This window comes from Cupriavidus sp. UGS-1 (assembly GCF_021213615.1).
GTDB lineage: Bacteria > Pseudomonadota > Gammaproteobacteria > Burkholderiales > Burkholderiaceae > Cupriavidus.
The window spans coordinates 1-25,619 of the sequence record NZ_JAJQJF010000012.1; the positions used below are offsets into that span (position 1 = coordinate 1).

The 25,619-nt window shown below is 68.9% G+C and carries 14 protein-coding genes, 3 tRNA genes, 1 other RNA gene and 1 pseudogene; 8 read left to right on the top strand and 11 right to left on the bottom strand.

The genetic code is table 11. The annotated features are described in order from the left end of the window. Window positions 1-33: 33 nt before the first annotated feature. A pseudogene (locus tag LRR16_RS15915) lies at window positions 34-1,530 on the bottom strand (DNA polymerase III subunit gamma/tau); the annotation flags it as partial. A 157-nt stretch (window positions 1,531-1,687) separates the two neighbouring features. Then, the gene (locus LRR16_RS15920; RefSeq protein WP_232206495.1) at window positions 1,688-4,207 is read right to left on the bottom strand and encodes an adenosylcobalamin-dependent ribonucleoside-diphosphate reductase; all 2,520 of its coding nucleotides are present in this window, start codon (window positions 4,205-4,207) and stop codon (window positions 1,688-1,690) included. Between the two features lie 57 nt (window positions 4,208-4,264). On the opposite strand from LRR16_RS15920, the gene ffs reads away from it, so the two are divergent. Beyond that, window positions 4,265-4,363: signal recognition particle sRNA small type (gene ffs / locus LRR16_RS15925), an RNA gene on the top strand. A gap of 318 nt (window positions 4,364-4,681) precedes the next feature. Here the strand turns inward: ffs and LRR16_RS15930 are convergent. The 3 genes from LRR16_RS15930 to LRR16_RS15940 form a co-directional block, all read right to left on the bottom strand. Beyond that, window positions 4,682-8,356 (bottom strand): exodeoxyribonuclease V subunit beta, encoded by a 3,675-nt coding sequence (locus tag LRR16_RS15930; RefSeq protein ID WP_232206496.1) that lies wholly within the window; start codon window positions 8,354-8,356, stop codon window positions 4,682-4,684. Further along, window positions 8,353-11,502, bottom strand: coding sequence for a PD-(D/E)XK nuclease family protein (locus LRR16_RS15935; RefSeq protein ID WP_232206497.1), 3,150 nt, complete (start codon window positions 11,500-11,502; stop codon window positions 8,353-8,355). Before LRR16_RS15935 ends, LRR16_RS15930 begins: the two co-directional genes overlap by 4 nt. Window positions 11,503-11,716: 214 nt before the next feature. Then, a complete protein-coding gene (locus LRR16_RS15940) occupies window positions 11,717-12,058 on the bottom strand; it encodes a hypothetical protein (RefSeq protein WP_006578222.1) in 342 nt (113 codons plus the stop codon). Between the two features lie 464 nt (window positions 12,059-12,522). Here LRR16_RS15940 and trxA point away from each other — a divergent pair, with 464 nt between their 5' ends. The 6 genes from trxA to LRR16_RS15970 all read left to right on the top strand — a co-directional run bounded on the left by trxA (window position 12,523) and on the right by LRR16_RS15970 (window position 19,218). After that, on the top strand, window positions 12,523-12,849 hold the full coding sequence (gene trxA / locus LRR16_RS15945) for a thioredoxin TrxA (RefSeq protein WP_006578220.1): 327 nt from the start codon (window positions 12,523-12,525) through the stop codon (window positions 12,847-12,849). 199 nt (window positions 12,850-13,048) lie between these two features. Then, complete coding sequence (gene rho, locus LRR16_RS15950; RefSeq protein WP_006578219.1) at window positions 13,049-14,311, top strand: transcription termination factor Rho; 1,263 nt, start codon at window positions 13,049-13,051, stop codon at window positions 14,309-14,311. A gap of 77 nt (window positions 14,312-14,388) precedes the next feature. After that, window positions 14,389-15,240 carry a M90 family metallopeptidase gene (locus tag LRR16_RS15955; RefSeq protein ID WP_232206498.1) on the top strand — a complete coding sequence of 284 codons (852 nt, stop codon included), beginning with the start codon at window positions 14,389-14,391 and terminating at the stop codon, window positions 15,238-15,240. Between the two features lie 206 nt (window positions 15,241-15,446). Continuing rightward, window positions 15,447-15,713 carry a type B 50S ribosomal protein L31 gene (locus LRR16_RS15960; protein WP_006578217.1) on the top strand — a complete coding sequence of 89 codons (267 nt, stop codon included), beginning with the start codon at window positions 15,447-15,449 and terminating at the stop codon, window positions 15,711-15,713. Between the two features lie 258 nt (window positions 15,714-15,971). Continuing rightward, complete coding sequence (locus LRR16_RS15965) at window positions 15,972-17,750, top strand: glycosyltransferase family 39 protein (protein WP_023263381.1); 1,779 nt, start codon at window positions 15,972-15,974, stop codon at window positions 17,748-17,750. Window positions 17,751-17,868: 118 nt separating this feature from the next. Further along, window positions 17,869-19,218: an MATE family efflux transporter gene (locus tag LRR16_RS15970; RefSeq protein ID WP_023263380.1), complete on the top strand. Its 1,350-nt coding sequence runs from the start codon at window positions 17,869-17,871 to the stop codon at window positions 19,216-19,218. Window positions 19,219-19,358: 140 nt separating this feature from the next. On the opposite strand, the gene LRR16_RS15975 is transcribed toward LRR16_RS15970, so the two are convergent. From LRR16_RS15975 to gltX, 4 genes are all read right to left on the bottom strand, one after another. Continuing rightward, window positions 19,359-19,435: transfer RNA gene (locus tag LRR16_RS15975), tRNA-Asp, on the bottom strand. 77 nt (window positions 19,436-19,512) lie between these two features. Continuing rightward, window positions 19,513-19,588: transfer RNA gene (locus LRR16_RS15980), tRNA-Glu, on the bottom strand. A 102-nt stretch (window positions 19,589-19,690) separates the two neighbouring features. Next, window positions 19,691-19,766 (bottom strand) — tRNA-Ala (locus tag LRR16_RS15985). Between the two features lie 314 nt (window positions 19,767-20,080). Then, window positions 20,081-21,487, bottom strand: a complete 1,407-nt coding sequence (gene gltX / locus LRR16_RS15990) for a glutamate--tRNA ligase (protein WP_064576090.1) — start codon at window positions 21,485-21,487, stop codon at window positions 20,081-20,083. 274 nt (window positions 21,488-21,761) lie between these two features. On the opposite strand from gltX, the gene LRR16_RS15995 reads away from it, so the two are divergent. Beyond that, window positions 21,762-22,736 (top strand): patatin-like phospholipase family protein, encoded by a 975-nt coding sequence (locus LRR16_RS15995; RefSeq protein ID WP_232206499.1) that lies wholly within the window; start codon window positions 21,762-21,764, stop codon window positions 22,734-22,736. A 124-nt stretch (window positions 22,737-22,860) separates the two neighbouring features. On the opposite strand, the gene LRR16_RS16000 is transcribed toward LRR16_RS15995, so the two are convergent. Both LRR16_RS16000 and LRR16_RS16005 read right to left on the bottom strand, forming a co-directional pair. Beyond that, a complete protein-coding gene (locus LRR16_RS16000; RefSeq protein WP_006578047.1) occupies window positions 22,861-23,538 on the bottom strand; it encodes a C40 family peptidase in 678 nt (225 codons plus the stop codon). Between the two features lie 390 nt (window positions 23,539-23,928). Continuing rightward, window positions 23,929-25,614, bottom strand: coding sequence for an ABC transporter ATP-binding protein (locus LRR16_RS16005; RefSeq protein ID WP_232206556.1), 1,686 nt, complete (start codon window positions 25,612-25,614; stop codon window positions 23,929-23,931). Between the last annotated feature and the right edge of the window lie 5 nt (window positions 25,615-25,619).

The window sequence follows — 25,619 nt, forward strand, 5'->3', positions numbered from 1 at the left end:
CGCTCTTCCGATCTACAGCGGCTTGCCGTCATTGGCGGGCCGGGCGACAAGAGCCGGCGCCGCTGCAGCCGGTGCGGGGGCTGCCGGTGTGGCCGCCGGTGTGGCCGCCGGTGTGGCCGCCGACGCGGGCGCCGATGCAAGTGCCGATGCAGGGGTTGCTGCGCCGGAAGCCGTCGGGCTCGACGGCGCCGGGCGAGGACCTGGCGTCGCTACGGGTGCGGCGGCGGCAATGGTTGCGCCGGTCGCGGGGCCGGCAGCGGCCGGACTCGAGGCCGGAGCCGATGCAGCGGATGCAGCGGGCGAAGCCGGCGCAGCCGATGCTGCCGGCGCCGCAGCCGCTGCTGCGCCGGCCATACCGGCCATCGCCGGGCCCGGCATCCGCCGCGCACCGGTCGTCGCCGGTCCCGCCGGCGCCGGCGCCGACGGCATCGCCGAGGGCCGGAACGCCAGCATCCGCAGCAGCGTCATCGTGAAGCCGGCGTACTCGTCCGGTGCAAGCGCGAGCTCGCTGCGGCCGAGATTGGCGATCTGGTAGAACAGCTGGACTTCTTGCGGATCGAAGGCGGCGGCCAGCCGGCGCACCTCGCCGGCCTCGGGCCATTCCTCCTGCACCGACGCCGGCACCGCCTGCGCCAGCGCGATCTTGTGCAGCAGCGAACCGAGGTCCTGCAGCGCGCCGGCGAACGACAGGCTGCGGTCGGCCATGCTGTCGGCCACCGCCAGCATCGCGGCGCCGTCCTCGGCGGCCAGCGCGTCGAGCAGCTGCACCAGGTAACTCTGGTCGATCGCGCCCAGCATGCCGCGCACCGACGCCTCGGAGACCTCGCCCGCACTGTAGGCGATGGCCTGGTCGGTCAGCGACAGCGCGTCGCGCATCGAGCCGTGCGCGGCCTGCGCCAGCAGCCGCAGCGCATTGCCATCGTGCGCGATGCCCTCCTCGGCCAGGATGCGGTCGAGGTGGTTGACGATATGGCCGGGCGGCATCTGCTTCAGATTGAACTGCAGGCAGCGCGACAGCACCGTGACCGGAATCTTCTGCGGGTCGGTGGTGGCGAGGATGAACTTCACGTGGCCTGGCGGCTCTTCCAGCGTCTTCAGCATCGCGTTGAAGGCGTGGTTGGTCAGCATATGCACTTCGTCGATCATGTAGACCTTGAAGCGTCCGACCGTCGGCGCGTAGACCGCCTTGTCGAGCAGCTGGGCCATCTCGTCGACGCCGCGGTTCGATGCCGCGTCCATCTCGATGTAGTCGACGAAGCGGCCCGCATCGATCTCGGTGCAGGCCTTGCAGACGCCGCAGGGCTGCGCGGTGATGCCGCCGTTGCCGTCAGGCCCGGTGCAATTCAGGGCCTTGGCCAGGATGCGCGACAGCGTGGTCTTGCCGACCCCGCGCGTACCGGTAAACAGGTAGGCGTGATGCAGCCTCTGCTGTTCCAGCGCATGCGTGAGCGCGCGCACCACGTGCTCCTGGCCGACCAGCGTGGTGAAATCCCTGGGGCGCCATTTGCGCGCTAGAACTTGGTAACTCATGGCGGCGATTGTAGCAAATGGCGTGCCGCGGCAGCGCGGCCGCGGGACGGGCTGGTCGAGGCGTCGCCGTCGCGAGCGCTACCGCATTTCTCCCCTCTCCCGCGCGCGGGAGAGGGGCCGGGGGAGCGGGCAAGCCACCGCCGCCCAGCGGCACGCACTAGCCGCACTCGCCGACGTAGCCGCAATTGGCGCATTTGGCGCAGCCATCGACCTTGTGCAGCGCATGCGCGCCGCATTCCGGGCATGGCTTGCCGGTGCCGACGCCGGGCGCGCCTACCGGCAAGCCGGCGCCCGGCGCCAAGGCTCCGCGCGGCGGCGCCGCGTCCGGCTCAAGGCCGGGCTCGCGCTGCGCCAGCCGCTCGGCCAGCACGGCGACCGGTACCTGCTGGCCCTCGGCATCGAGAAAGCCGCGCTTGATCAGGATCCGCTGCAGCGCGTAGCCGAGCGCGGCCACCTCGGAGTCGTGGAAGCGCGGCACCTCGGTGCCGTCCTGCCGCGCCAGCGTGCCGTAGCGCACCGTGCCCTTGTCCCAGACCACGTTGCGCATGTCGGCCAGCGCCTTGGCGATCGAGCCGCCCGAGCGCGCCACCATCGACAGCAGCCGCATCGTCGAGGTAATCCATTGCTGGCCTTCGCTGCGCTGGCCGGCCGGCATGAAGAACTCGACCGGCCGCTCGATCGTCACTGGCCGACCGTCGACCACGCCGTCGACGCGCATGAAATTGACGGTCAGGTAGACCGTCTTGTGGCCCTCGTAGGTCAGGTACTCGACCTTGGAAGTCACGCCCTCGAGATCGCCCACGGGCCGGCTCTCGAAGGGCCGGCGCAGCGGATCGTCGCCATTGGCGGCCGATGTCGAGGCCGCCGCGCCGGCCGCGCCCGCGCCCTGGCCCGCCTGCTCGACCGACAGCACCGCGCCCAGCACGCGATTGGGCCGGTAGGTCGCCAGGCCCTTCAGCCCTGCTTTCCACGCCTCCAGATACAGGTTGCGGAAGGCCTCGTACGGATAATCCTCGGGCACGTTGACGGTCTTGCTGATGCTGGTGTCGATATAGGGCTGCACCGCCTCCAGCATCTTCATATGGTCCAGCGCGGACATCTGCAGCGCGGTGACGAAGCGCTCGGGCAGCTGCTCGACGTCGCCGCCCAGATGACGGTACAGCCGCCACGCATGGTCCGCGACTTCGTAGACCTTGTAGCTGTCGTCGCCCATCCGCTTGCGCCGCTGGTAGGTCCACGAGAACGCCGGCTCGATGCCGTTCGAAGCGTTGTCGGCGAAGGCCAGCGTGATGGTGCCGGTCGGCGCGATCGACAGCAGGTGCGAATTGCGGATGCCATGCGCGCGGATCGCGGCCCGCACCGGCTCGGGCAGCCGGCTGGCGAAGCCGCTGCGCAGATAGGCGTCGGCGTCGAACAACGGGAACGCGCCCTTCTCGCGCGCCAGCTCCGTCGAGGCCAGATAGGCGGCATCGCGCAGCGTCTGCGCGATGCGTGCAGCCAACGCGCGGCCGGCCTCGCTGTCGTAGCGCACGCCGAGCATCACCAGCGCGCTGCCCAGGCCCAGGAAACCGAGTCCGACGCGGCGCTTGGCCATCGCTTCGGCACGCTGTTCGGGCAGCGGCCAGTAGGTGACGTCGAGCACGTTGTCCAGCATCCGCACCGCGACCGCGACCAGTGCGCGAAAGCCGTCGAAATCGAAGGCCGCCGCGTCGCTGAACGGGCCGCGCACGAAGCGCGTCAGATCGATCGAACCGAGGTCGCAGCAACCGTAGGCCGGCAGCGGCTGCTCCGCGCACGGGTTGGTGGCCTCGATCCGCTCGCAGTAATGCAGGTTGTTGTCGTCGTTGATGTGCGACAGGAACAGGATGCCGGGTTCGGCGTGATCGTAGGTCGCCTGCATGACCTGGTCCCACAGCTGCCGCGCCGGCACGCGCCGGTACACCCACATGCCGTCGTCGCGGCGCCACGCGCCGGCGGCAATCGTCTCCGGCGCCGGCTCTGCAACGTGGACCAGCTCGATCTCGCCATCGGCCTCGACCGCCTGCATGAAGGCGTCGTCGACGCCGATCGACAGATTGAAGTTGGTCAGTTCGCCGCGATCCTTGGCGTGAATGAAGGCCTCGATATCGGGATGGTCGGCGCGCAGCACGCCCATCTGCGCGCCGCGCCGTGCGCCGGCCGATTCGACGGTCGCGCACGAGGCGTCGAACACCTTCATGAACGAGACCGGACCCGAAGCGCGCGAATGCGTGCCGCGCACCAGCGCGCCGGACGGGCGGATGGCCGAGAAATCGTAGCCGACGCCGCCGCCGCGGCGCATGGTTTCCGCAGCCTGCGCCACCGCGGCATAGATGCCCGGCTTGCCGTCGACCGTCTCGGACACCGCGTCGCCGACCGGCTGCACGAAGCAGTTGATCAGCGTGGCCTCGATGCGCGTGCCCGCGGCGGAGTGGATGCGGCCCGCCGGCACGAAGCCGCCTTCGAGCGCCGCCAGGAAGCGCTGCGCCCAGCGTTCGCGCTGCGCCTCGGGCTCGGCCTCGGCCAGTGCGCGCGCCACGCGGGCGCGCACATCGGCCGCGGTCCGTTCTTCACCCTTGGCGTACTTCTCGCGCAGCACCTCGACCGAGATTTCCTGCGGCGGCAGCACGGCCTGCATCATCTGTTCGTTGGCATTCATCGCTCGGATCACCGGGTTTTGGCGCGGGACTCGCGCTCTGGGTTACAATGCCGGTCGGACGGGCCTCCTCGCATGGCGGCGCGGTCAACCTGGTCAGGTCGGGAACGAAGCAGCCACAGCCGTTTTCCGCCAGTGCCGAGGGTCAGGCTCGTCCCCCTTCTCTTTCCCCCCGCCCCGCTTTTCCCCTGATTTCCCCTGCTTGCTGTTCGCTTCCCGCGTGCCACATCGGCCGAAGGATCGTATTCGTCTTCGTGCCGGGCTGCCCCCGTTGGCACTTGGCCAGCGCCCCTGCCCTCTCCCCCGAGCCCCTCTCCCGCGCGGCGGGGAGCGCGATATCGGTATTGGTTGCGCTGAGGAGCTGGTCGCCGGCTCCCTCTCCCGCTTGCGGGAGAGGGGTCGGGCGAGAGGGCAACGACGCCCCACCACCCCGCATCGTTTGCATCTTATTCCCGTTCGCCGCGCTGCGCCGAGCGCTCAGAACAGCGACGCCTGCCGCGGCTGCACGGGCGCCGACAGTTGCGCCAGCGCGATCCAGTCGCCGTCGGCCGTGGCGATGCCCGACGCGATGCGCCGGCCGGGGAACATCGGCCGCAGCGCGGCCTCGTAGCGCCGCAGCTGCGCCGCGTAGGCGGCGTGTTCCTGCGGCAGCAGCCGCAGCTTGTAGTCGACCACCACCACGCGATCGGCGTATTCGACCAGCCGGTCGATCCGCAGCAATCGCCCCTGCGCGTCATACAGCTCGACCTCGTTGCGCGCGCTCAGCGCGCCCTCGGGCAGCAGCAACGCGCGCAGCGCCGGCGCGTTCAGCATCGCGCTGACGGCGCGTACCGCGGCCTCGGCCTGCTCGCGCCACTCGGTGCGCGCCTGCGGACTGCCGGCGCCGGCCAGCGGAAACCAGCGCATCACCGCATCGGCGTCCGGCACGCCGTCGTAGGCGCCGGGATAACGCGTGATCCGTTCGAGCAGCGCATGCACCAGCTCGCCGTGGCGAGCGGCGGCGGCATCGAAGACGATCTCGTCGTAGCCTTCCTCGCTCGCCTCGCCCTGGTCCTGCCCATCGAGCGGCGCCACGGGCAGCGCATCGCGATAGCGGGCACGAAAATCGGCAAAGCGGATCGGTCCTGCCGCCGCGCCAAAGGCGGCACCGCGCACGCGGGCATCCTCGCCCGGCAGCGCCGGCACCGGCTCGCCGACATCCGCGGCCTGCAGGCGCACATACCAGCTGCCGGCGATCTCGCTGCCCGGCTCGCTGCCGCCCTCGTCGCCCTTGCCGCCCTTGCCGTTGCGCTGGATGCCGCTGACGATCAGGCCCTGCCTGGCACGGGTCATCGCGACATAGAGCAGATTCCAGTTCTCGCGTTCGGCCAGCGCGGCCTGCTCGTCGAAGCGCGCCGCGCGCGCGAGCCCACGCTCCGAGCGCTTGCCGTACGCGGAGAAATGCACCGGCGCCGGGGCCGACGGCGGCCAGTCGATCAGGATGCCCGCGCGGTCGGCGGCCGGCTCGCTGTGGTTGGCATCGAGCAGCACCACGAACGGCGCCTCGAGCCCCTTGGCAGCGTGCACGGTCAGGATGCGCACCGCGTCCAGCGTGCCGTTGCTGTCGTCCGCGCCCTCGGGCTCGTCGGCCTCGGCTTCCGCCGCATCGCCCATGCCGCCTTCGTCGGGACTCTCGTCCTCGTCGCCGCGGCGGATCGCCTGCAGTTCGTCGATGAACTTGGGCAGGCTCGGATAGCGGCCGCCATCGAGATCGAGCGACAGCTTCAGGAACGCGTCGAGGTTGGCCAGCACCTGCTCGCGGATTTCCGCGGGCGCCGCCTGCGCATAACGGCGGCGCACCTCGCCCGTGTGATAGATGTGGTCGATCAGGTCGTGCACCGGCCGATGCGGGGCGATCTCGAGCCAGCCGCGCAGCCGCGCCAATCCTTCGCGCAGGGCCGGCGACGCCTGCTGCGGAAGCTCGCCGGCGGACAGCGCCGGCCACCAGCGGCGCTTGCCGGCCAGCTGCGCGATCGCGATCAGATCGTCGTCGCCCGCGCCCACCAGCGGACTCTTCAGCACGTGCGCCAGATCGAGGTCCGACTCGGGCGTCATCAGGAAGGCCAGCAACGCCGACAGGTCCAGCGCTTCCAGCGTGGCCAGCAGGCCGCCGCGCCGCGGGCTCAGGCACGGAATGCCGGCCTCGCGGAACGCGCGTTCGTAGTCGGCCAGATAGGTCTTGCGCCGGACCAGCAGCGTGATATCGCGCCAGCAAGCCGGACGCTGGTTCTCGCCTTCTTCGACCGGCACCGTGTCGCGCAGCTGCCGCAGCCACGCGGCGACGCGACGGCCTTCCTCGAAGCGCGGCGAGTCGCCCAGCGGCGTGCGCGGCTGGGTCAGCGTGTCGCGGGAATCGGGGGCGATGGTGGAGACTTCGTTGCCGCTGCCGTTGCCATTGCCGCTGCCGTTGCCATCGTCGCCGTTGGTGTCGCGCTCGCCGTTGCCGCCGTTGCCGCCGTTGTCACCATTGCCGCCATTGCCGTTCGCCGGCACCAGCGGCAGCAGCCACACCGGCCCGCCCTGCTGCGTCAGCGCGGTGGTCTGCGTTTCGTACAGCGGATAGCGACCTTCGGCGCGCGCCTGGTCGAACACCGCATTGACCCAGCGCAGCACGTCGCCGCTGTTGCGGCGGGTGCGGTTGGTGCGCAGCACCGTGGCGCCGAACTCGTGCTGCAGCATCTGCCGCGCGACCTCGAACAGCCGCGCGTCGGCACGGCGGAAACGATAGATCGACTGCTTCGGATCGCCGACCAGGAACACCGTCGGCCGCTCCGCCAGATCCTGATAGCCGGCCAGCCACCCCTGCAGGATGCGCCATTGCAGCGGGTTGGTGTCCTGGAATTCGTCGAGCAGCAGATGCCGGTAGCGCGCGTCGAGCCGCACCTGCAGATAGGTCGCGGTGTGCTCGTCGCGCATCAGCCGCGCGGCCAGCCATTCGAGATCGGCAAAATCCATCGCGCGCTGCTGGCCCTTGTGCTGCTGATAGCGCGTCAGCAGCGCATCGCCGAGCAGATAGAGATCGCGATTGAGCGCGAGCACCGCGGCCTCGCAGCGGCGCGCGGCGACCTGCCGCAAGACGTCGCAAAGCGCCGCATGCCGCGCCAGCAGCGCATCGGCCTGCGCCTCGCCGCCGGCCGCCTTGACCAGCGCCGCGGTGCGCCGCAGCGCGCGCGGCTCGCCCTTGCCGGTGAAGAAGGCCTCCCAGCAGCAGCCGAACGCCTCGTGCGCCGGCTGCCCGCTGTGCGCGCCGGCGTCGGTCCACTCGCGCATCGCCGCCAGCGCGGCGCCGATGCGATCGGCATGGCCCTGCTCGGTCTTGCCGCCCTGCGACAGGGTTGCCGCCAGCGCCTCGCAATCGGCGCGCAGCGCCGCATCGCCGATCGCCTGCGCCAGCACGTCGATACGCGCGTCGTCGCCCAGATCGGCGGCCAGCCGCTCGGCGGGATCGTCATCGGGCGCATCCTCGCGCATCGCCCACCATTCGCTGCGCGCGTGGAACATGGCGTCGAGCAGCGCGCGCGCCGAGAACTCGCCGATCGCATCGACCAGCCGCTCGTAGGCTTCGCGGTATGGCGCCGCCTCGGGCGCCGACAACCCACGCCAGAACGGTGCCCAGGCCTCGCGCTTCATGCGCAGCGCATCCTCGCGCAGCGCCGCGCCGGGCACGATGCCGGAGGCCAGCGGCGCGCCGCGCAGCAAGGTACCGAACCAGCCGTGGAAGGTGTCGATGGCGATGCGGCCCGGGCTGGCCAGCACGCGCGCATGCAGCGTACGCGCGCGAGGCAGCGCGGCGCGCGCCGCGTCGGGCGACAGTCCGCGCTGCTCCAGCGCGGACAGCACCTGCGCGTCGGTGCCGCGGGCCAGTTGCGCCAGCACGTCGAGCAGGCGCTCGCGCATTTCCTCGGCGGCCTTGCGCGTAAAGGTGATGGCGAGAATCTGGCTCGGCTCGGCACCGGCCAGCAGCAGGCGCAGCAGCCGCGCCACCAGCAGCCAGGTCTTGCCGCTGCCGGCGCAGGCCTCGACCACGACGGAGCGCGCCGGATCGCAGGCGGCGCGCGTGAATTCCGCTTCGCTGACGTCCTGGCCGTCGCGCAGATAGGCGTGCACGGTCATGCCAGCAGTCCTCCTTCCTGGTCGCTCGATGGCGCGTTTGCTGGTTTGTTCGTTTGATCTTCCATCGGTGCGGACGGCCTCGGGGGCGCGTGCTGTGGTGCGTGCTCGTGCGTGTATCCTGGCGCTGCTGTCACCGCCTCCGGCAACGCGGTCGACTGCCAATATCCCTTGCGGCACAGCCCGCGCGCATTGCACCATGTGCATGCCGCGGCGTCGCCGAAGGCCGGCAGCGGCGCCCCTTCGCGCAGGCGCAGCGCATCATGCGTCAGCTGCTCCTGCAACCATGCCACCGCCTCGTCGAAGTCCGGCAGCGAGACCTCGCGGCGGCTTGCCGGCGAGGCGCTACGCGGCTCGTTGCGGCCGTCCTCCAGCGCGATCCAGCTGCCCTCGCGCGCATCGGCGCGCAGCAGGCCGTAGAACGGCAACTGGCAATCCTCCTGCGCATCGCGCGCCTTGCGCTTCAGGCGAGCGGCGCTTTGCGTCTTGTAGTCGAGCACCGCATGACGGCCGTCGCGATGGCGGTCGAGCCGGTCGATGCGGCCATGCAGCCGGATCGGCTGGCCGTCGCGCATCGGCAGTTCCGCGCCGGCGTCGAGTTCGCCCGCATGCCAGTACCAGCCTTCGCGCTCGCGCGCGGCCTGCCACGCGACGTACGAGGGCAATACCGCGAGCCAGCGGCGGTAGTAGCCGATCGCATTGCCGTCCTCGGCCATCACGCCGTCGAAGACCTCGCGCGAGACGGCCTGCAGATGCGCGACGCGGGCCGCATCGTCGCGCAGGTCCCGCGCCTGCACGTCGCGGTGATAGCGCAGCAGGATCTGGTGCAGCAGCTCGCCGATATCGCGCTTCTCGAGGTCGTCGCTGACCGCCTCCAGGCCAGCCAGGCCCAGCATGCGCCCGGCGAAGAACTGGTACGGGCAGCGGCGCAGCATGTTGTACGACTGCGCGCTCCAGCGCGCCGGGGCCAGTTCCGGCGCCGAGGGTGCGGGCATGCCGCCGACCTGCGCGATCGCCTCGTGCAGCGAAGGCGCGACGCTCGCGGCGATTGGCGCACCGGCCGCTTCGCAGTGCACTGCCAATCGTTCGAGCCAGCCCGATACATGCTTCGGTTCGCCGCGGCCGCCGAAACGCTGCCAGGTCATCACGACGTCGTCGTTGTTCAGCAGCACCTCGGCCAGATCGCGCGCCTGCTGCGCAAAGCGCGCCTCGCGATCCTCGAGGCCGAGCTCGCGGCGCATCTGGTTGGAGAAGAACATCAGCTCGGCCGCGGTCGACGGCAGTTGCGCGTCGTCGCAGCCGACGATCACCACACCGTCGAAGCGGCGCATCCGCGCGCCGTTCAGCGGCAGGATCGTGATGCGCGCGGCGGCGGGCTCGCTCGGCTCCTTGTAGGCCACCGCTTCGAGCAGCGCGGCCAGCATCGCGCGGAACTCGGCCAGCGTCAGCGTGGCGGTGGCGCTCGCCTCGTCGTCGGGCAGTTCGTCGAGCCGCGCCAGTGCGTCGAGCAGTTGCGCGCCGGCATCGTCGGCGGTCAGCGCGGCGCGCATGTCGAGCGCGTCGAGCGTGGCCTGCAGGCGCTGCAGCCAGAATCCGACCGGACGCGCGTCGTTGCCGCGCGGCCAGGCTTGCGCCTCGCCGGCCAACTGGCGCAGCAGCGCCGCGGTGGCGGCCTGGGCCGCGGCCAGCACGGCCGCTTCCTCGTCGTCATGCGGGCTCATATCGGGCGCTGTGTCGGCGGTCCACTGCGCCTGTGGCGTCGCCGGAAAGCGCTGCAGCAGCCGGCGCCATCCGCCGGTGATGCCGTGGCGGCGCACTTGGCGCTCGAGCAGCGCGATCGCGGCGCCGCGCTGCGGCAGCTGCGGCAGGCAGAACGGGCTCTTGAGCAGGTCGAGCAGCGCCGCGGTATCGCCGTCGCCGACGACCAGATCGAACCAGCGCATCAGTGCGGCGGCGGCGCGCGTGGTCGACAGCTTCCAGCCCGTTTCGTCGCGTACCGGCGCCCCGGCGCGCGCCAGCAGCGCACGCGCGCGCCGCGCGACCACGCGGTCATGCGCGACCAGCGCCAGCTGCTTGCGGCCCTCGTTGAGCCAGCGCACCAGCTGATCGGCCGCGGCCGCCGCCTCGTCCTCGAAGCGCGCGCTGCCGATCAATCGCACGCGCGGGCGATCGGCGGGCAGGCGCGGCGCCATCAGCATCGGCAGCGACGGCAACGCGGACGTGTCGGCGGGCAGACGGCACTCGGGCCAGAGCCTGAGCAAGGTGCGATACCAGTTGCCGCGGCCGCCATCTTCATCGCGGCCGCCATCGCCGGCGCGATCGAAGTCGAAGCCGCTCGCCCCTTCCACAGCGCCGCCGCCTTCGTCATCGACTTCGTCGGCCTCGCCCTCGGCCGCCTCGCCGCTCCAGTCGTAGCCGATCTCCAGCACCGGCACCATGTCGGCGGCGGCGCGCAGGAAGGCCGCCTCGATCGGCGTCGGCGGAGTCGGCCCGAGCCATACCACCGGGCCGGTCAGTTGCTGGGCCAGCGCCTGCAACGCGCGCCGGCGCGCCGGCAGCGGATCGTCGGGTCCGGACAGCGCCTGCCAGAACGCCAGCACGATGCGCGCCTCCTCGCCGAGGAAGCGCTCGGACAGATGCGCATAGCTGCGTTGCAACGCCTCCTGCAGCAGGCCGGCGCGATCCTCGGCCAGTACCGCGTCGTCGTCGCGGATGGCGGCATCCTCGAGCCAGCGCGCCGAGAGTTCGTCGCAGACCGTCAGCACGGTCTGCGCCAGCCCCCAGGCCGCCGGCTCGGTCTGCGCGCCGAAGGCCTGCCGCAACCAGTCCTGGCCGCGGATCGCCTGCTGCACCGCGAGCAGGCGCGCGGCGTGGCTGCGTACCTTGCCGCCATGCAGCATCGCGGGCGGGAAATCGAGCAGCCAATGGCCGAGCGTCAGGATCCGCGGCAGCAGCCGCGGCGCCCCGGATGCGCGCGCGGCGCGGTCCAGCGCCTGGCGCACGCCCGGGATCTGCGCCGCGGTAGGCACCACCAGATGCGCGGCGGACGCGCTCTGGCCGTGCTGCTCGCAGCGGTCGAGGAAATACCAGGCCGCGGCCGCGGCATTGTCGAGAAAGTCGCGGCCGGGGCGGAAGCGCAGCGTTGTCATGTAGCGGGGTGAAATGGCAAGGCCTGGCTGGCGGAAACGGTGGCAATCGGTGAACGTCGGCCCGCGTTCGGAGCGGGCGCATGGGGGCGCGCATGGGGGCGCGCATGGGGGGCGCGCATACGGGCGCAGCACATACGGGCGCAGCATGGCAACACCTCGACCCCATCCTGACGCCGCGCGGTCCTGCGCCGGCGTCACGCGATCGCGGCCGGCCTCAGGAGCGGTCGCCTTCGATGCGGGCGCGGATCTCGCGCGCGGTTTCGAGCAGTCCTTCGTAGCCGGAGCGCGCATGTTCGGGCAGGTCCGGATCGCCGACCAGCGTACCGAGCGTCTCGATGATGCTGTAGACAAGGCCCTTGGCCGCACCCACCGCGATGCTGTTCTCTTCGACGGCGGTACTCAGATGGGCCAGCGCATCGCCAAGATGCTCGGCGCCGGCCGATTCGGACCGTGCTTCAGCATCCGCCTCGGGCAACGGCCGGGAATCGCGCAGGGGATCGCGGATCGGGTCGCGGGTCGGGTCGCGGGTCGGATCGTCTTCGGGCGTCATGGTCATGGCCTGATCGATAGCAAGGGACTGCGCCGGGACTTGTCCGGCACGTGTTCATTCTACGCGCGCCGTGCCCGCCCACGGCAACTACGAGCCAGTGCGGTGCCCTGCGCGCCTCGGGAAAACCCGAGGTCCAAGCATGCGATATTGACAAAATCTCTGGCGCCGATTGAAAGGGATCATTGGCTTCGCGGCGCCGGGCGCGGCAGAATGGCGCCATCCCTGGTACGAGGCCGATGCCGCCGGCGCCGGGACCGCACGGCACGCAAGCGTACGGACGAAGGCAGGCACGGTTGAAATCGAGGCTGCCGCCGCCATCTTCGATATTGCGAATCCGGGCGGCCAAACCGGCCAGCTCCGACCGGCGCAATATGACCGGCCCCGACGAGCCGCGAAAAAGTCGTGTAATGTAGCGGTTCGGCATAATCCAGCCTTTTGAAATCCCCGAGCGAAACCTGAGGTTTTCCGCCATGAGCGAACAAATCAAGTATGTGAGCGACGCCTCCTTCGACGCCGACGTCCTCCAATCCGACAAGCCCGTGCTGCTCGACTTCTGGGCCGAATGGTGCGGCCCCTGCAAGATGATCGCGCCGATCCTGGACGAAGTCGCCAAGGACTACAGCGACAAGCTGCAAGTAGCCAAGATCAACGTCGACGAGAACCAGCAGGTGCCGGCCAAATTCGGCATCCGCGGCATCCCCACGCTGATCCTGTTCAAGAACGGCCAGGTCGCCGCGCAGAAGGTCGGCGCGCTGTCGAAGTCGCAGCTGACCGCCTTCCTCGACGGCAACCTGTAATTGCCCTCGCGGCGCCGCGCAACGCGCGCCGCGACAGGCATCGCCGCCCTCCCGGGCGGCCACGATCCGACCGGCTCGCCGCCTCTGGTGCGCCGGTCGGATTGTGCTAAGATGCCCCCTACAACTTCCCCGAGCGTTCGCTCATTTCTTTCCCCTTCCTTTGCTTCTGCCCGTCCGGGCCCATCTGTACCCCTCGTCTATGCACCTGACAGAACTCAAATCGCTTCACGTGTCTGCCCTTCTCGAAATGGCCGCGACCCTCGAGATCGACAACGCACAGCGGATGCGCAAACAGGAACTGATGTTTGCGATCCTGAAGAAGCGCGCCAAGATGGGCGAAACCATCTACGGAGACGGCACGCTGGAAGTGTTGCCTGACGGCTTCGGCTTTCTGCGCTCGCCCGAAACGTCGTATCTGGCCAGCACGGACGATATCTATATTTCCCCCTCGCAAATCCGCCGCTTCAATCTGCATACCGGCGATTCGATCGAGGGCGAGGTGCGGACGCCGAAGGATGGCGAGCGTTATTTCGCGCTGGTCAAGGTCGACAAGGTCAACGGGCAGCCGCCCGAAGCGGTCAAGAACCGCATCATGTTCGAGAACCTGACGCCGCTGCATCCGAACCGGCCGCTGACGCTCGAACGCGATATCAAGGCCGAGGAAAACATCACCGGCCGCATCATCGACATGATCGCGCCGATCGGCCGCGGCCAGCGCGCGCTGCTGGTGGCCTCGCCGAAGTCGGGCAAGACCGTGATGCTGCAGCACGTCGCGCACGCGATCGCCAACAACCATCCCGAAGCCGACCTGTTCGTGCTGCTGATCGACGAGCGTCCCGAGGAAGTGACCGAGATGCAGCGCTCGGTGCGCGGCGAGGTGGTGGCGTCGACCTTCGACGAACCGGCGATCCGCCACGTGCAGGTCGCCGAGATGGTGATCGAGAAGGCCAAGCGCCTCGTAGAACTGAAGCGCGACGTGGTGATCCTGCTGGACTCGATCACGCGTCTGGCGCGCGCCTACAACACGGTGGTGCCGGCCTCGGGCAAGGTGCTGACCGGCGGTGTCGACGCCAACGCGCTGCAGCGTCCGAAGCGTTTCTTCGGTGCCGCGCGCAATCTCGAGGAAGGCGGTTCGCTGACCATCATCGCCACCGCGCTGATCGAGACCGGCAGCCGCATGGACGACGTGATCTACGAAGAGTTCAAGGGCACCGGCAACATGGAAGTGCACCTCGAACGCCGGCTGGCCGAGAAGCGCGTCTACCCGTCGATCAACCTGAACAAGTCCGGCACGCGCCGCGAGGAACTGCTGATCAAGCCCGAGATCCTGCAAAAGATCTGGGTGCTGCGCAAGTTCATCTCGGACATGGATGAAGTGCAGGCGATGGAATTCATCCTCGACAAGATGAAGGCGACCAAGAACAACGCCGAATTCTTCGACATGATGCGCCGCGGCGGCTGAGGCCGCGCCGGCCCGCTTCATCGCCGCATGATCAAGGCGCGCCGCGGCGCGCCTTTTTTCTTCCTGCACCGACCGCCATGCTCGCCCGCCTCGCCCGACTGCTGCATGCCCGTTCGCGCCAGCGCAAGCTGCGCCGCTACGCGATCGACGACGCGCTGTGGCAGCAGACCGTTTCCGCGCTGCCCTTCCTGCAGCGCTACGGCGCCGAAGACCTGGCGGCGCTGCGCGAGCTGGCCACGCTGTTCATCGCCGACAAGGAATATTCGACCGCGCACGAGCTGGTGCTGACCGACGAGATGGTGGTCAGCGTCGCCGCGCAGGCTTGCGTGCCGATCCTGCGGCTCGGGCTGCAGTGGTATCGCGGCTGGCACGGCATCGTGCTGTATCCCGGCGAATTCATCATCCGGCGGACCGTCGAGGATGAGATCGGCCTGGTCCATGGCGTGGTCGAAGAGGCCAGCGGCGAAGCATGGGAGCATGGGCCCGTGATCCTGTCGTGGCCGGACGCGAGCCTGCCCGGCGCGGGGCTCGATGCCGCCGCGGACCATCCCGACGACACCTACAACGTGGTCATCCACGAGTTCGCCCACAAGCTCGACATGCTCGATGGCGAGGCCGACGGTGTGCCGCCCTTTTCGCGCGGTCTGCATGCGGGCGTCCAGCGCAGCCAGTGGGCGCAGACGTTCGAGGCCGAATACCAGCGCTTTGCCGACGCCTGCGATGCGGTGCCCGACGCCGCCTGGGACGAGCCCGAGCGCCTGCCGGCGCCGATGCGCGTGATCGACCCCTACGGCGCCGAGGCACCGGGCGAGTTCTTCGCGGTGGCCTCGGAAGCGTTCTTCGTCGAGCCGGCGGGGCTTTCGCGGCATTGGCCGGTGCTGTACGGGCTGCTGAAGACGTTCTACCGGCAGGATCCCGCGTCGATGTGATTCACGCAACACAAACCAACATCGGATCTTCGCGGCGCGATGTTTGTTGCACCTTGCCCAAGTCCTTGTTTCTCTGCCATAATCCGCGTTTGTCCGTCACCGGCAAGTGGTTCGCTCGCCGCCAGCCAGCGCAACACCGAATGGCCAAGCTTGGCCAGCACGAACAGGCGGCCGCGGACTGGCTACCCAACCTGCAAGGAAACACCATGAAAGAAGGCATTCACCCGAATTACCGCGAAGTCGTGTTCGTCGACGTGTCGTGCGACTTCAGCTTCGTGACCCGCTCGACCATCCAGACCAAGGAAACGATCACCTGGAAGGACGGCAAGGAATATCCGCTGGCCAAGATCGAAGTGTCGTCGGAATCGCACCCGTTCTACACCGGCACCCAGAAGATCATGGACACCGCCGGCCGCGTCGAGAAATTCCGCCAGAAGTTCGGCAGCAAGCTGGGCAAGGCCGCCGCGAAGTAATCCGGCGCTGGACCCAGAGACGGCGCCGGCAGCGCATCCCGCATGCCTTCTGCCGCCGTCCGATGCGCGCCTTCCTGCAGGAATCGGTGCACATTGTGTTAAAAGAGGCAGCCCAGGCTGCCTCTTTGCATTTGCAACGCGTGGGGCGCCGCGCTGTCTTCTTTCCGATGCAAGCAGTCAACCGCGCCCACCCGGTTCGGTGCCACGTCCGGCGCCATGCCAGCGCCAAACCACGCCGCCCAGTCCGCTGACCGATCGATGAGCCCCGTCAAAGCCTCCCGCGTCCACCTGACCGCCGCCGCCACCGGGGCGCTGCCCCGCGCGCTGCTGCTGGCGATCTGCATCATCTACGGCGCCGTCGGCCTGTTCGGCCGCGACCCGTGGAAGAACGAGGACGCCGCCGGCTTCGGCGTGATGTGGCAACTGGCCATCGGCGGACTGCACGACTGGCTGATGCCCAATATCGCCGGCCGGCCCTACGGGCAGGACGGCCCGCTGGTGTTCTGGGTCGGCGCGGCGATGATCCGGCTGGCGGGCGGCTGGCTGGGCGCGCCCGATGCCGCCCGGCTTGCCACCGCGCTGTTCTACTTCGGCACCTGCGCCTTCATCTGGTACGCGACCTATCTGCTGGGACGCCGCACCGAGGTGCAGCCCTTCGCCTTCGCCTTCGGCGGCCAGCCCAACGCCCGCGACTACGGCCGCACGCTGGCCGATGGTGCGCTGCTGATCTTCCTGGCCTGCGTCGGCCTGGCGATGCGCGGCCACGAGACCACGCCGCAGGTCGGCCAGGTCTGCTTCGTCGCGATGAGCCTCTATGGCCTGGTGCGCAGCCTCGACATGCCGACCCAGGGCGCGCTGTGGCTGGGCGCCGGCCTGGGCGCGCTGACGCTGGCCAGCGGGCCGATCCTGCCGCTGGTGCTGTTCGCCGCGATCCTGATCGGCGGCCTGGTCTGCAAGCCGCTGCCGCTGCGGCGCGTGCTGACAATCGCCCTGCCGATCGCGCTGGCGATGGTCGCCGCCTGGATGGCGGCGACCTATTTCGGCGCGGCGCAGCGCGACGAGGCGGTCAGCTTCATCCGTGAATGGTCGCGCTACGACCGCCGCACCTACAGCTGGCCGAACGGCTTCGCGATCGGCTTCGTCGCGCGCAACTTCTTTCTGTTCTCGTGGCCGGTGTGGCCGATCGCGATCTGGTCGTGGCTGAGCTGGGCCGGCATGCGTCGCAGCCCTCATGTCGCGCTGCCGCTGGCGCTGCTGCTGCCGTTGTTCGTGCTGCTGCTGATGCTGCGCCAGCCCGGCGACGTGCAGTTCATCCTGCTGCTGCCGCCGATGGCGGTGCTGGCGGCTTTCGGCCTGCCGACGCTGACGCGCGCGACGATCAATGCGATCGACTGGTTCGCGCTGCTGTTCTTCACGATCTTCGGCGGCACCGTCTGGTTCATGTGGCTGGCCAAGACGACCGGCTGGCCGCCGCGGATCGCCAACAACATCTTCAAGCAGCTGCCCGGCTACCTGCATGTGTTCTCGGTCAGCGCGGTGCTGTTCGCGCTGGCCGCTACCGCGGCCTGGGTGCTGGTGGTGCGCTGGCGGCTGTCGCGCGCGCCCAAGCAGATCTGGCGTCCGGTGGTGATCTCGGCCGCCGGCACCACGCTGATGTGGGTGATGGCGATGACGCTGTGGCTGCCGTCGATCAACTACGGCAAGACCTACCGCGACGTCGCCGAGGCCGCCTCGATGGCGCTGCCCTCGACCTACGAATGCGTGCAGCCAATCCGCATGGGCGACGCGCAACTGGCCTCGTTCGCCTTCTTCGGGCATTTCCGCTTCGGCGGTCCGGAGGACGGCTGCGACGTGCTGCTGCGCCACGATCCGGTCGACTACGGCGAACCGTCCAGCATCTCGCGCTTCGAATGGCGCCTGATCTGGGAAGGCCGCCGCCCGTCGGACCGTGACGAGCGCTTCCGCATGTACCAGCTGATCGAAAAACCCGCGGTGCCGCCGCGCAAGAGCACGCGCCGGCTGCCGCGGCAGCCTTGATTCCCCGCCGCGGCGGCTGGGGTGCCCGCCCTTCCCGCGCTGCCGGGGCTTATCCCGTCCGCCCCGGCATGATCGCGCAGCCGCGCGGCCCGGCCTTGCGCGGCGCCCTCGAACGACCATGACCCTGACCCAGGACCTTCGCCGCATTGCCGCGCTGGCCGGCCCCGTGCTGGTGGGCCAGCTGGCCGTCATCGCCTTCAGCGTGATCGACACCATCATGGCAGGCCGCGCGTCGGCCACCGATCTGGCCGCGGTCGGGCTGGGCGGATCGATCTACGTGACGGTCTACATCAGCCTGATGGGGGTGCTGCAGGCGCTGGCGCCGATCGCCGGCCAGCTCTATGGCGCCGGCCGCCACGCCGAGATCGGCGTCGAGGTGCGGCAGGCCGCGTGGCTGGGCCTTGCGCTCGCTGTGCCGGGCATGCTGCTGCTCAGTTTCCCCGGGCCGCTGCTGGCGTTCGCCAAGGCCCCGCCAGAACTGGTCGACAAGGCCACCGCCTATCTGCATCTGCAGGCGTTCGGCCTGCCCGCGGCGCTGGGCTTTCGCATCTATTCGGCGCTGAACAATGCGCTGTCGCGCCCGATCATGGTGACGCTGCTGCAATTGCTCGGGCTGGCGGTCAAGGTGCCGCTCAATGCGTGGTTCATCCATGGCGGGCTGGGTCTGGCGCCGATGGGCGGCCCGGGCTGCGCGCTGGCCTCGACGCTGATCAGCTGGATGTGGTGCCTGTCCGGCGTGCTGATCCTGCGCCATGGCGGCGCCTACCGGCCGCTCGGCATCTTCGCGGCGTGGAGCTGGCCGATGCGCTCGCACCTGTGGGCGCTGCTGCGGCTCGGCGTACCGATGGGGCTGACCTATCTGATCGAGATCACCTCGTTCACGCTGATGTCTGTCTTCATCACGCGGCTGGGCACCGTGACGCTGGCCGGGCACCAGATCATCGCCAATCTCGGCGCGGTCGCCTACATGCTGCCGCTGTCGCTGGGCATCGCCACCTCGACGCTGGTGGCGCAGGCGGTCGGCGCGCGCGACCGGGCCGGCGCACGCCGTGTCGGCTGGCGCGGGATCCGGCTGGCGGCGGCGCTGGCGCTGGCTGTCGGCGCGACGCTGTGGCTACTGCGTGCGCCGGTGCTGCAGGCCTATGCCAGCGATGCGGCGGTGGTCCAGGCCGCGCTGCCGCTGGTGACCTTCGTCGCGCTCTACCAGGCCTTCGACGCCGTGCAGGTGACGACCGCCTTCGTGCTGCGCGCCTACAAGATCGCGCTGGTGCCGACCGTGATCTATGCGGTATCGCTGTGGGGAATCGGCCTGGGCGGCGGCTATCTGCTGGGATTCGGGCTGATCGACGGGCTGCCGGCCTTTACGCGGGGCGCGGCCGGTTTCTGGCTGGCCAACAGCCTGAGCCTGGCGATTGCCGGTGCGCTGCTGGTGTTCTATTTCATTAGGATCAGCGAGGAGCGCAGCTGAGGGCGAGCGCGGGCGGAACCTGGAGACATGACCAGCGCCCCACTCCGCGCTTTCCGGCAAACCAGGCGACAAAATCCCGCGACCAATTCCCGCGACCAAAAAGAAAAACCCGCATGGCGTTAACCATGCGGGTTCAGTTTTGGCGGAGTGGACGGGACTCGAACCCGCGACCCCCGGCGTGACAGGCCGGTATTCTAACCGACTGAACTACCACTCCTTAGTCGGCTTATCGATATTGCCGCACCGAAGTGCAGGCTTTACCGATAATCTGGACGTTTGATTACGCCCATTATCTGGCGTCCCCTAGGGGATTCGAACCCCTGTACTCACCGTGAAAGGGTGATGTCCTAGGCCTCTAGACGAAGGGGACAGAAACCTGTTTTTCAACACGTTCCGTCTTGCTTCGATCATCGCGGCGAACCGCTTGATCGAAACGGATAACACCGGACTGCTGATGTTATCGCTGGAATTTTGGTGGAGCTAAGCGGGATCGAACCGCTGACCTCTTGCATGCCATGCAAGCGCTCTCCCAGCTGAGCTATAGCCCCATGTGTACTGCCGTCGCCGTTATTGCCACCGGCGTTTCGCCTTTTGTTTCAGATTATCGTTCGTTTTACCGAAGCGATTATCTTGTCGTTTCCAGCGAAGCCAAGATTATATAACAGCCTTGCTTTTTTGCAAGCCCCTATTTCACTTTTTTTACTGCTTCGGTTGCCGTCGAAATCGCTTCGGATATTCGCCGCCAAACCGCTGCGGTACTGCCGTGATGCCCGCTTGGTGTTGAACCGCGCTGCAGGGAGAAAGAGATTATGCGCAAGTCGCGGCGAAAGCGCAAGCCCCCGCCGCAACTTTTTTTGCTGGATCAGGCACTCACGCCGGCCTGCAGCCGGCGGAGCACGGTCTCGCGGCCGATCAGTTCGAGCACTGCATCGATGCTGGGCGTCTGCAGCTGGCCGACCACCAGCAGCCGCACCGGCATCGCGAGCTTCGGCATCTTCAGGCCGAACTCGGCCAGCACCGCCTTGAACTCGGCCGAGATCGCCTCGCGCCGCCATTCGGCCAGCCCTTCCAGGCGCTGGGCCAGCGCGCGTACCGCCGGCGCGATCTCGGCGGTCAGATGTTCTGCCTTCAGCGCCGGATCGGGCTGCGGCTCGCCGCGATAGAACAGCAGCGCGGTCTGCGCGACCTCTTTCAGCGTATTGGCGCGATCCTTGACCAGCGCCACCACGCCGACCAGATCGGCGCCCTCGACCTTGCCGCCCAGCTGCTCGATGAACGGCCGCGTCAGTTCGGCCAGGCGCGCGTTGTCGCCGACCTTGATGTAGTGGTTGTTCAGCCAGGCCAACTTTTCCGGGTTGTACTGCGCCGGCGACTTGCCCAGATGTTCCAGGTCGAACCATTCGACGAACTGCTCGCGCGAGAAGATCTCGGCGTCGCCGTGCGCCCAGCCCAGCCGCGCCAGATAGTTGAGCACCGCCTCGGGCAGATAGCCCTCGTCGCGATAGGCGGTCACCGCCATCGCGCCATGGCGCTTGCTCATCTTCTCGCCGTGCTCGTTCAGCACGGTCGGCAGGTGCGCGTAGACCGGCGGCGTACCGCCCAGCGCGCGAATGATATTGATCTGGCGCGGCGTGTTGTTGACGTGATCGTCGCCGCGGATCACATGGGTGATCTTCATGTCGAGGTCGTCGATCACCACGCAGAAGTTGTAGGTCGGCGTGCCGTCCGGCCGCGCGATCACCAGGTCGTCGAGCTCGTCGTTCGAGATCTCGATGCGGCCCTTGACCGCGTCGTCCCACACCACGCTGCCGCCGATCGGGTTCCTGAAGCGGACCACCGGATCGACGCCGGCCGGCGGAGTCGGCAGGACCTTGCCCGGCTCGGGCCGCCAGAAGCCGTTGTAGCGCGGCTTTTCGCCCCGCGCGCGCTGCGCCTCGCGCAGTGCATCGAGCTCCTCGGTGCTCATGTAGCAGGGGTAGGCCAGGCCCGCGTCCAGCATCTGCCTGACCACCTCGCGATAGCGGTCCATCCGCTGCATCTGGTAGAACGGGCCCTCGTCGATGTCCAGGCCCAGCCAGTCCATGCTCTCGAGGATCACGTCGACCGCTTCCTGCGACGAGCGTTCGACGTCGGTGTCCTCGATGCGCAGAATGAAATCGCCCTTCATGCGGCGGGCGAAGGCCCACGGATACAGCGCGGAGCGGATATTGCCCAGATGGATGAAGCCGGTCGGGCTCGGGGCGAAGCGGGTGCGGACGCGTGTGGTCATAGAGGGGAAGAACCGGGGAAGACTGCGGAGATTCGCGGAAAAACAGCCCGCGCAACAGGGGGCGCGGGCGACGATTCGAAGCCGGTCATTGTAGCAAAGGCATCAGTCAGCGCTGACTGATACCGGCCGCGGCCGCTACGGATGATCGGGCCGTTGCGCGGAATCATTTATGCTATCGCCCGGTCTGAACCGCTGCCGCCACCGGCGGCCGTCGGAGCGCGACGCGCCGGCACGCCGGCCCCGGGGTCCTGCCCTTTCCTATTCGTATTCCCGCATGCAACGACGTACCTTCCTGAGCGCGGCGGCGGGCGCCACCGCGGCGTCCCTGCTCGCAGCCTGCAGCCTGGGCCCCAAGCCGGATACGCCGGCCGCGCCGTCCGCCGTCACGCCCGCGCCCCGCCCCGTCCGCATCGGCCTCGCGCTGGGCGGCGGCGCCGCGCGCGGCTTCGCCCATATCGGCGTGATCAAGACGCTGGAAGCGCACGGCATCCGCCCCGACCTGGTCACCGGCACCAGCGCCGGCGCGGTGGTCGCGGCGCTCTACGCCTCCGGCATGGACGGCTTCGAGCTGAACAAGCACGCACTGAAGATGGACGAGGCCACCATCGCCGACTGGGCGCTGCCGTTCGGCACCCGCTTCGGCGGCTGGCTCAAGGGCGAGGCGCTGCAGAACTACGTGAACCGCCTGGTCGACAACCGGCCTATCGAGGCGATGAAGATTCCGCTGGGCATCGTCGCCACCGACCTGAAGACCGGCCGCGCGATCCTGTTCCGGCGCGGCAATACCGGCCAGGCGGTACGCGCGTCCAGCAGCGTGCCGGGCGTGTTCCAGCCAGTGTCGATCCAGGGACACGACTACGTCGACGGCGGCCTGGTCGAGCCGGTGCCGGTCGACTCCGCGCGCAGCATGGGCGCCGACTTCGTGATCGCGGTCAACATCTCGGCAGATCCGGCCAGCCAGAACAACGCTGGCCAGAGCGGCGTGCTGCTGCAGACCACGGCCATCATGGGGCAGTCGATCAACCGGCTGGCGCTGGCCCGCGCCGACGTGGTGATCCGCCCCGACCTGCCGGACATGAGCGGCAGCGACTTCGGCGCACGCAACCGCGCGATTCTCGCGGGCGAGAAGGCCGCCGTGGCCGCCCTGCCCGCACTGCGCGAGAAGCTGGCGCAGGCGCGCCTGCAGCTCGTTGCGCCGGTCGCGCCGGTCGCGCCGGTCGCGCCGATTGCGCCGGTCGCGGGGAAGTAGGCAGCGGGCACAGCAGATCGCAACCAGCACGGCACCACCGCACCAACGAAAAAGGACTGCCGAGGCAGTCCTTTTCATTGCATGGCGATCGGCGCCAATCGACGCCAATCCGGCGCCGTTGCGATCAGCCGCCGTAGAACGTACGCCCGCTGGCGTTCGGATCGAAGCGCTTGAGCGTCTCGACCATGCCGCCGATGCCGCCGGCCGCGCCGTTGTCGCGCTCGGGCATATCGTCGATGCGGCGCGCGCCGTTGTAGCGCGTGACCCAGTAGGCCGAACGCATGTCGTCGACGCGGATCTTGCTGCCCGTCGACGGCGCGTGCACGAACTTGTTGTCGCCGATATAGATGCCGACGTGCGAGAACGCGTGGCGCATCGTGTTGAAGAACACCAGGTCGCCGGGGCGCAGTTCGTGCGCGGCAACGTTCGTGCCGACGCGGCTGATCTCGACCGAGCGCCGCGGCAGCATGAAGCCGAAGGTGTCGTTGAAGACGTAGCGGACGAAGCCGCTGCAATCGAGGCCCGATTCCGGCGTGTTGCCGCCGAAGCGATAGCGGACACCGATCAGGCCCAGCGCGTTCATCACCAGATCGCCGGCCTTGTTGGCGACATGGCTGGTCGAATTCATCATCGACGACAGCAGGCCCTTCTTCGGCTCGGGCTGCTGGGCCTCGGCGCTCAGCTCCGTGCCGGGTTCCTTGAACACCGTGTCAGCCAGGGCTCCATTCGACAAGGCCGCGCCGCATGCCAGGGTCAGTCCGATGGCGGCACGCGCCAGGGAATGAAGCACCGTTCGCTGCATGGGTTCTCCCGTTGGTTCCGGTTCGGATGATTCAAATCACACGATCCCTCACGCGACGCGACAACCCATCGTCGTGTGGATCGGAGATGACTATGTGGAAAGACTGCTGACGGCGAATGCCAGGAGCCGAATCGTCCCGACAACGGTGTCGGGGTACGGCCGGACGCACCCGCCAGGAGACGTGCGGCGTGCAAACCACCCACACATCAAGTTCTCGCGGGATGGTATAAGGTCACGCCGGCGATGTCAAAGTTCGTTACAAAATCGGCCGAAATCGCCGTGTAATCAAAGGAATAGCGGGGGACTTGCACGCTGATTCTTGGGATTGGCCGCGGTATCGGACAAAGAGCGGCGGCCGTGGGTGGCCATGTGCGGACCTCAGCCGGGCGTTCATCCCGGCCAGCCTCCGGCGTCTCCTGCCCGCAGACCCAGGCCGGAGTCCATGCCGAGTTGGGCCGCCCGCATCAGCTTGCGGGTGTAGGCGTGCTGCGGTGCGCCCAGCACCGCATCGGTCTCGCCGGCCTCGACCACCTCCCCGCCCTTCATCACGATGACGCGGTGCGCCATCGCGCGGATCACGGCCAGGTCGTGGCTGATGAACAGGTAGCTGAGGTTGTACTTGCGCTGCAGCTGCGACAGCAGTGCCAGCACCTGCTGCTGGATCGATACGTCGAGCGCCGAGGTCGGTTCGTCGAGCACCACCACCTGCGGCTTGAGGATCAGCACGCGCGCGATGGCGATGCGCTGGCGCTGCCCGCCGGAGAACTCGTGCGGATAGCGCCCCAGCGCGGTGCGGTCCAGCCCCACCTCGCGCAGCGCCTCGATCACGCGTTCGCGCATCGCCTCGCGCGACAGCCCCGGCTGATGCAGCGCCAGGCCCTCGCCGACGATCTGCTCGATCGTCATGCGCGGCGACAGCGAGCCGAACGGGTCCTGGAACACCACCTGCAGCCGGGCCCGCAGCGACGCGCGCTCGGCCCGCCTGACCTGTTCCAGGCTGCGCCCGAGAAACTGGATCTGGCCGCCGCTCTTGCGCTGCAGCGCGAGCACCGCGTGAGCCAGCGTGGTCTTGCCCGAACCGGACTCGCCGACGATGCCCAGCGTCTCGCCCTCGCGCAGGTCGAAGTCGACCTCCTTGACCGCGCGGACCACGTCGCGGCCGAACCAGCCGGCCAGGCCCCGGCGCTTGCGCGTGTAGTTGACGTCCAGGCCGCGCGCGCTCAGCAGGGTCGGCGCCAGCGGCAGCACCGGCACCACCTCGCGCCGCGGCCGGCTGTCGATCAGCCGCTGCGTGTACGGGTGGCGCGGATTGGCGAAGACCTCGGCGGTCTCGCCGATCTCGACCAGCACGCCCTGCTCCATCACGCCGATGCGCTGGGCAAACGCGCGCACCATGTTCAGGTCGTGGGTGATCAGCATCACCGCCATGCCGAACTCGGCCTGCAGGTCGCGCAGCAGCTCGAGGATCTGCACACGGATCGTGACGTCGAGCGCCGTGGTCGGCTCGTCGGCCAGCAGCAGCTTGGGCCGGCAGGCCAGCGCCATCGCGATCATCGCGCGCTGGCGCTGGCCGCCCGACAGCTGGTGCGGGAAGCTGTCGAAGCGATGCGCCGCCTCCTCGATGCCGGTGCGCTCGAGCAGCGCGATCGCCCGTTCGCGCGCGGCGCGCTTGTCCAGCCCCTCGTGCAGCTCCAGCGTCTCGACGATCTGGTTGCCGACCGTATAGAGCGGGTTCAGCGCGGTCATCGGCTCCTGGAAGATCATCGCGATCTCGCTGCCGCGGATCGCGCGGATCTCGCGGTCGGGCACGCGCAGCAGGTCGCGCCCTTCGAAATGGATCGCGCCCTGGTAGCGCGCGTCCTCGACGAGCCGCAACATCGACAGCGCGGTCACGGTCTTGCCCGAGCCGGACTCGCCGACCAGCGCGAAGCGTTCGCCGGGACGCAGCGAGAAGCTGACATCGCGCACCGCGCGGGTGGCCTCCGGCCCTTCGCCGAAGGTCACCGACAGGCGGTCGACGCGGATCAGCGCCGGATCGGCAGCGTCGCGCGGCGTACCCATGGGCTGTGGCGGCATCTTGA

What these genes read in the sequence shown, in the direction of transcription:
- LRR16_RS16005 (WP_232206556.1), bottom strand. Translation starts at nt 25,614, where the DNA reads ATGCCGCCACAGCCCATGGGTACGCCGCGCGACGCTGCCGATCCGGCG.
- gltX (WP_064576090.1), bottom strand. Translation starts at nt 21,487, where the DNA reads ATGACCACACGCGTCCGCACCCGCTTCGCCCCGAGCCCGACCGGCTTC.
- LRR16_RS15935 (WP_232206497.1), bottom strand. Translation starts at nt 11,502, where the DNA reads ATGACAACGCTGCGCTTCCGCCCCGGCCGCGACTTTCTCGACAATGCC.
- LRR16_RS15995 (WP_232206499.1), top strand. Translation starts at nt 21,762, where the DNA reads ATGCAACGACGTACCTTCCTGAGCGCGGCGGCGGGCGCCACCGCGGCG.
- LRR16_RS15920 (WP_232206495.1), bottom strand. Translation starts at nt 4,207, where the DNA reads ATGAATGCCAACGAACAGATGATGCAGGCCGTGCTGCCGCCGCAGGAA.
- LRR16_RS15955 (WP_232206498.1), top strand. Translation starts at nt 14,389, where the DNA reads ATGCTCGCCCGCCTCGCCCGACTGCTGCATGCCCGTTCGCGCCAGCGC.
- rho (WP_006578219.1), top strand. Translation starts at nt 13,049, where the DNA reads ATGCACCTGACAGAACTCAAATCGCTTCACGTGTCTGCCCTTCTCGAA.
- LRR16_RS15965 (WP_023263381.1), top strand. Translation starts at nt 15,972, where the DNA reads ATGAGCCCCGTCAAAGCCTCCCGCGTCCACCTGACCGCCGCCGCCACC.
- LRR16_RS15930 (WP_232206496.1), bottom strand. Translation starts at nt 8,356, where the DNA reads ATGACCGTGCACGCCTATCTGCGCGACGGCCAGGACGTCAGCGAAGCG.
- LRR16_RS15940 (WP_006578222.1), bottom strand. Translation starts at nt 12,058, where the DNA reads ATGACCATGACGCCCGAAGACGATCCGACCCGCGACCCGACCCGCGAC.
- LRR16_RS16000 (WP_006578047.1), bottom strand. Translation starts at nt 23,538, where the DNA reads ATGCAGCGAACGGTGCTTCATTCCCTGGCGCGTGCCGCCATCGGACTG.
- trxA (WP_006578220.1), top strand. Translation starts at nt 12,523, where the DNA reads ATGAGCGAACAAATCAAGTATGTGAGCGACGCCTCCTTCGACGCCGAC.
- LRR16_RS15960 (WP_006578217.1), top strand. Translation starts at nt 15,447, where the DNA reads ATGAAAGAAGGCATTCACCCGAATTACCGCGAAGTCGTGTTCGTCGAC.
- LRR16_RS15970 (WP_023263380.1), top strand. Translation starts at nt 17,869, where the DNA reads ATGACCCTGACCCAGGACCTTCGCCGCATTGCCGCGCTGGCCGGCCCC.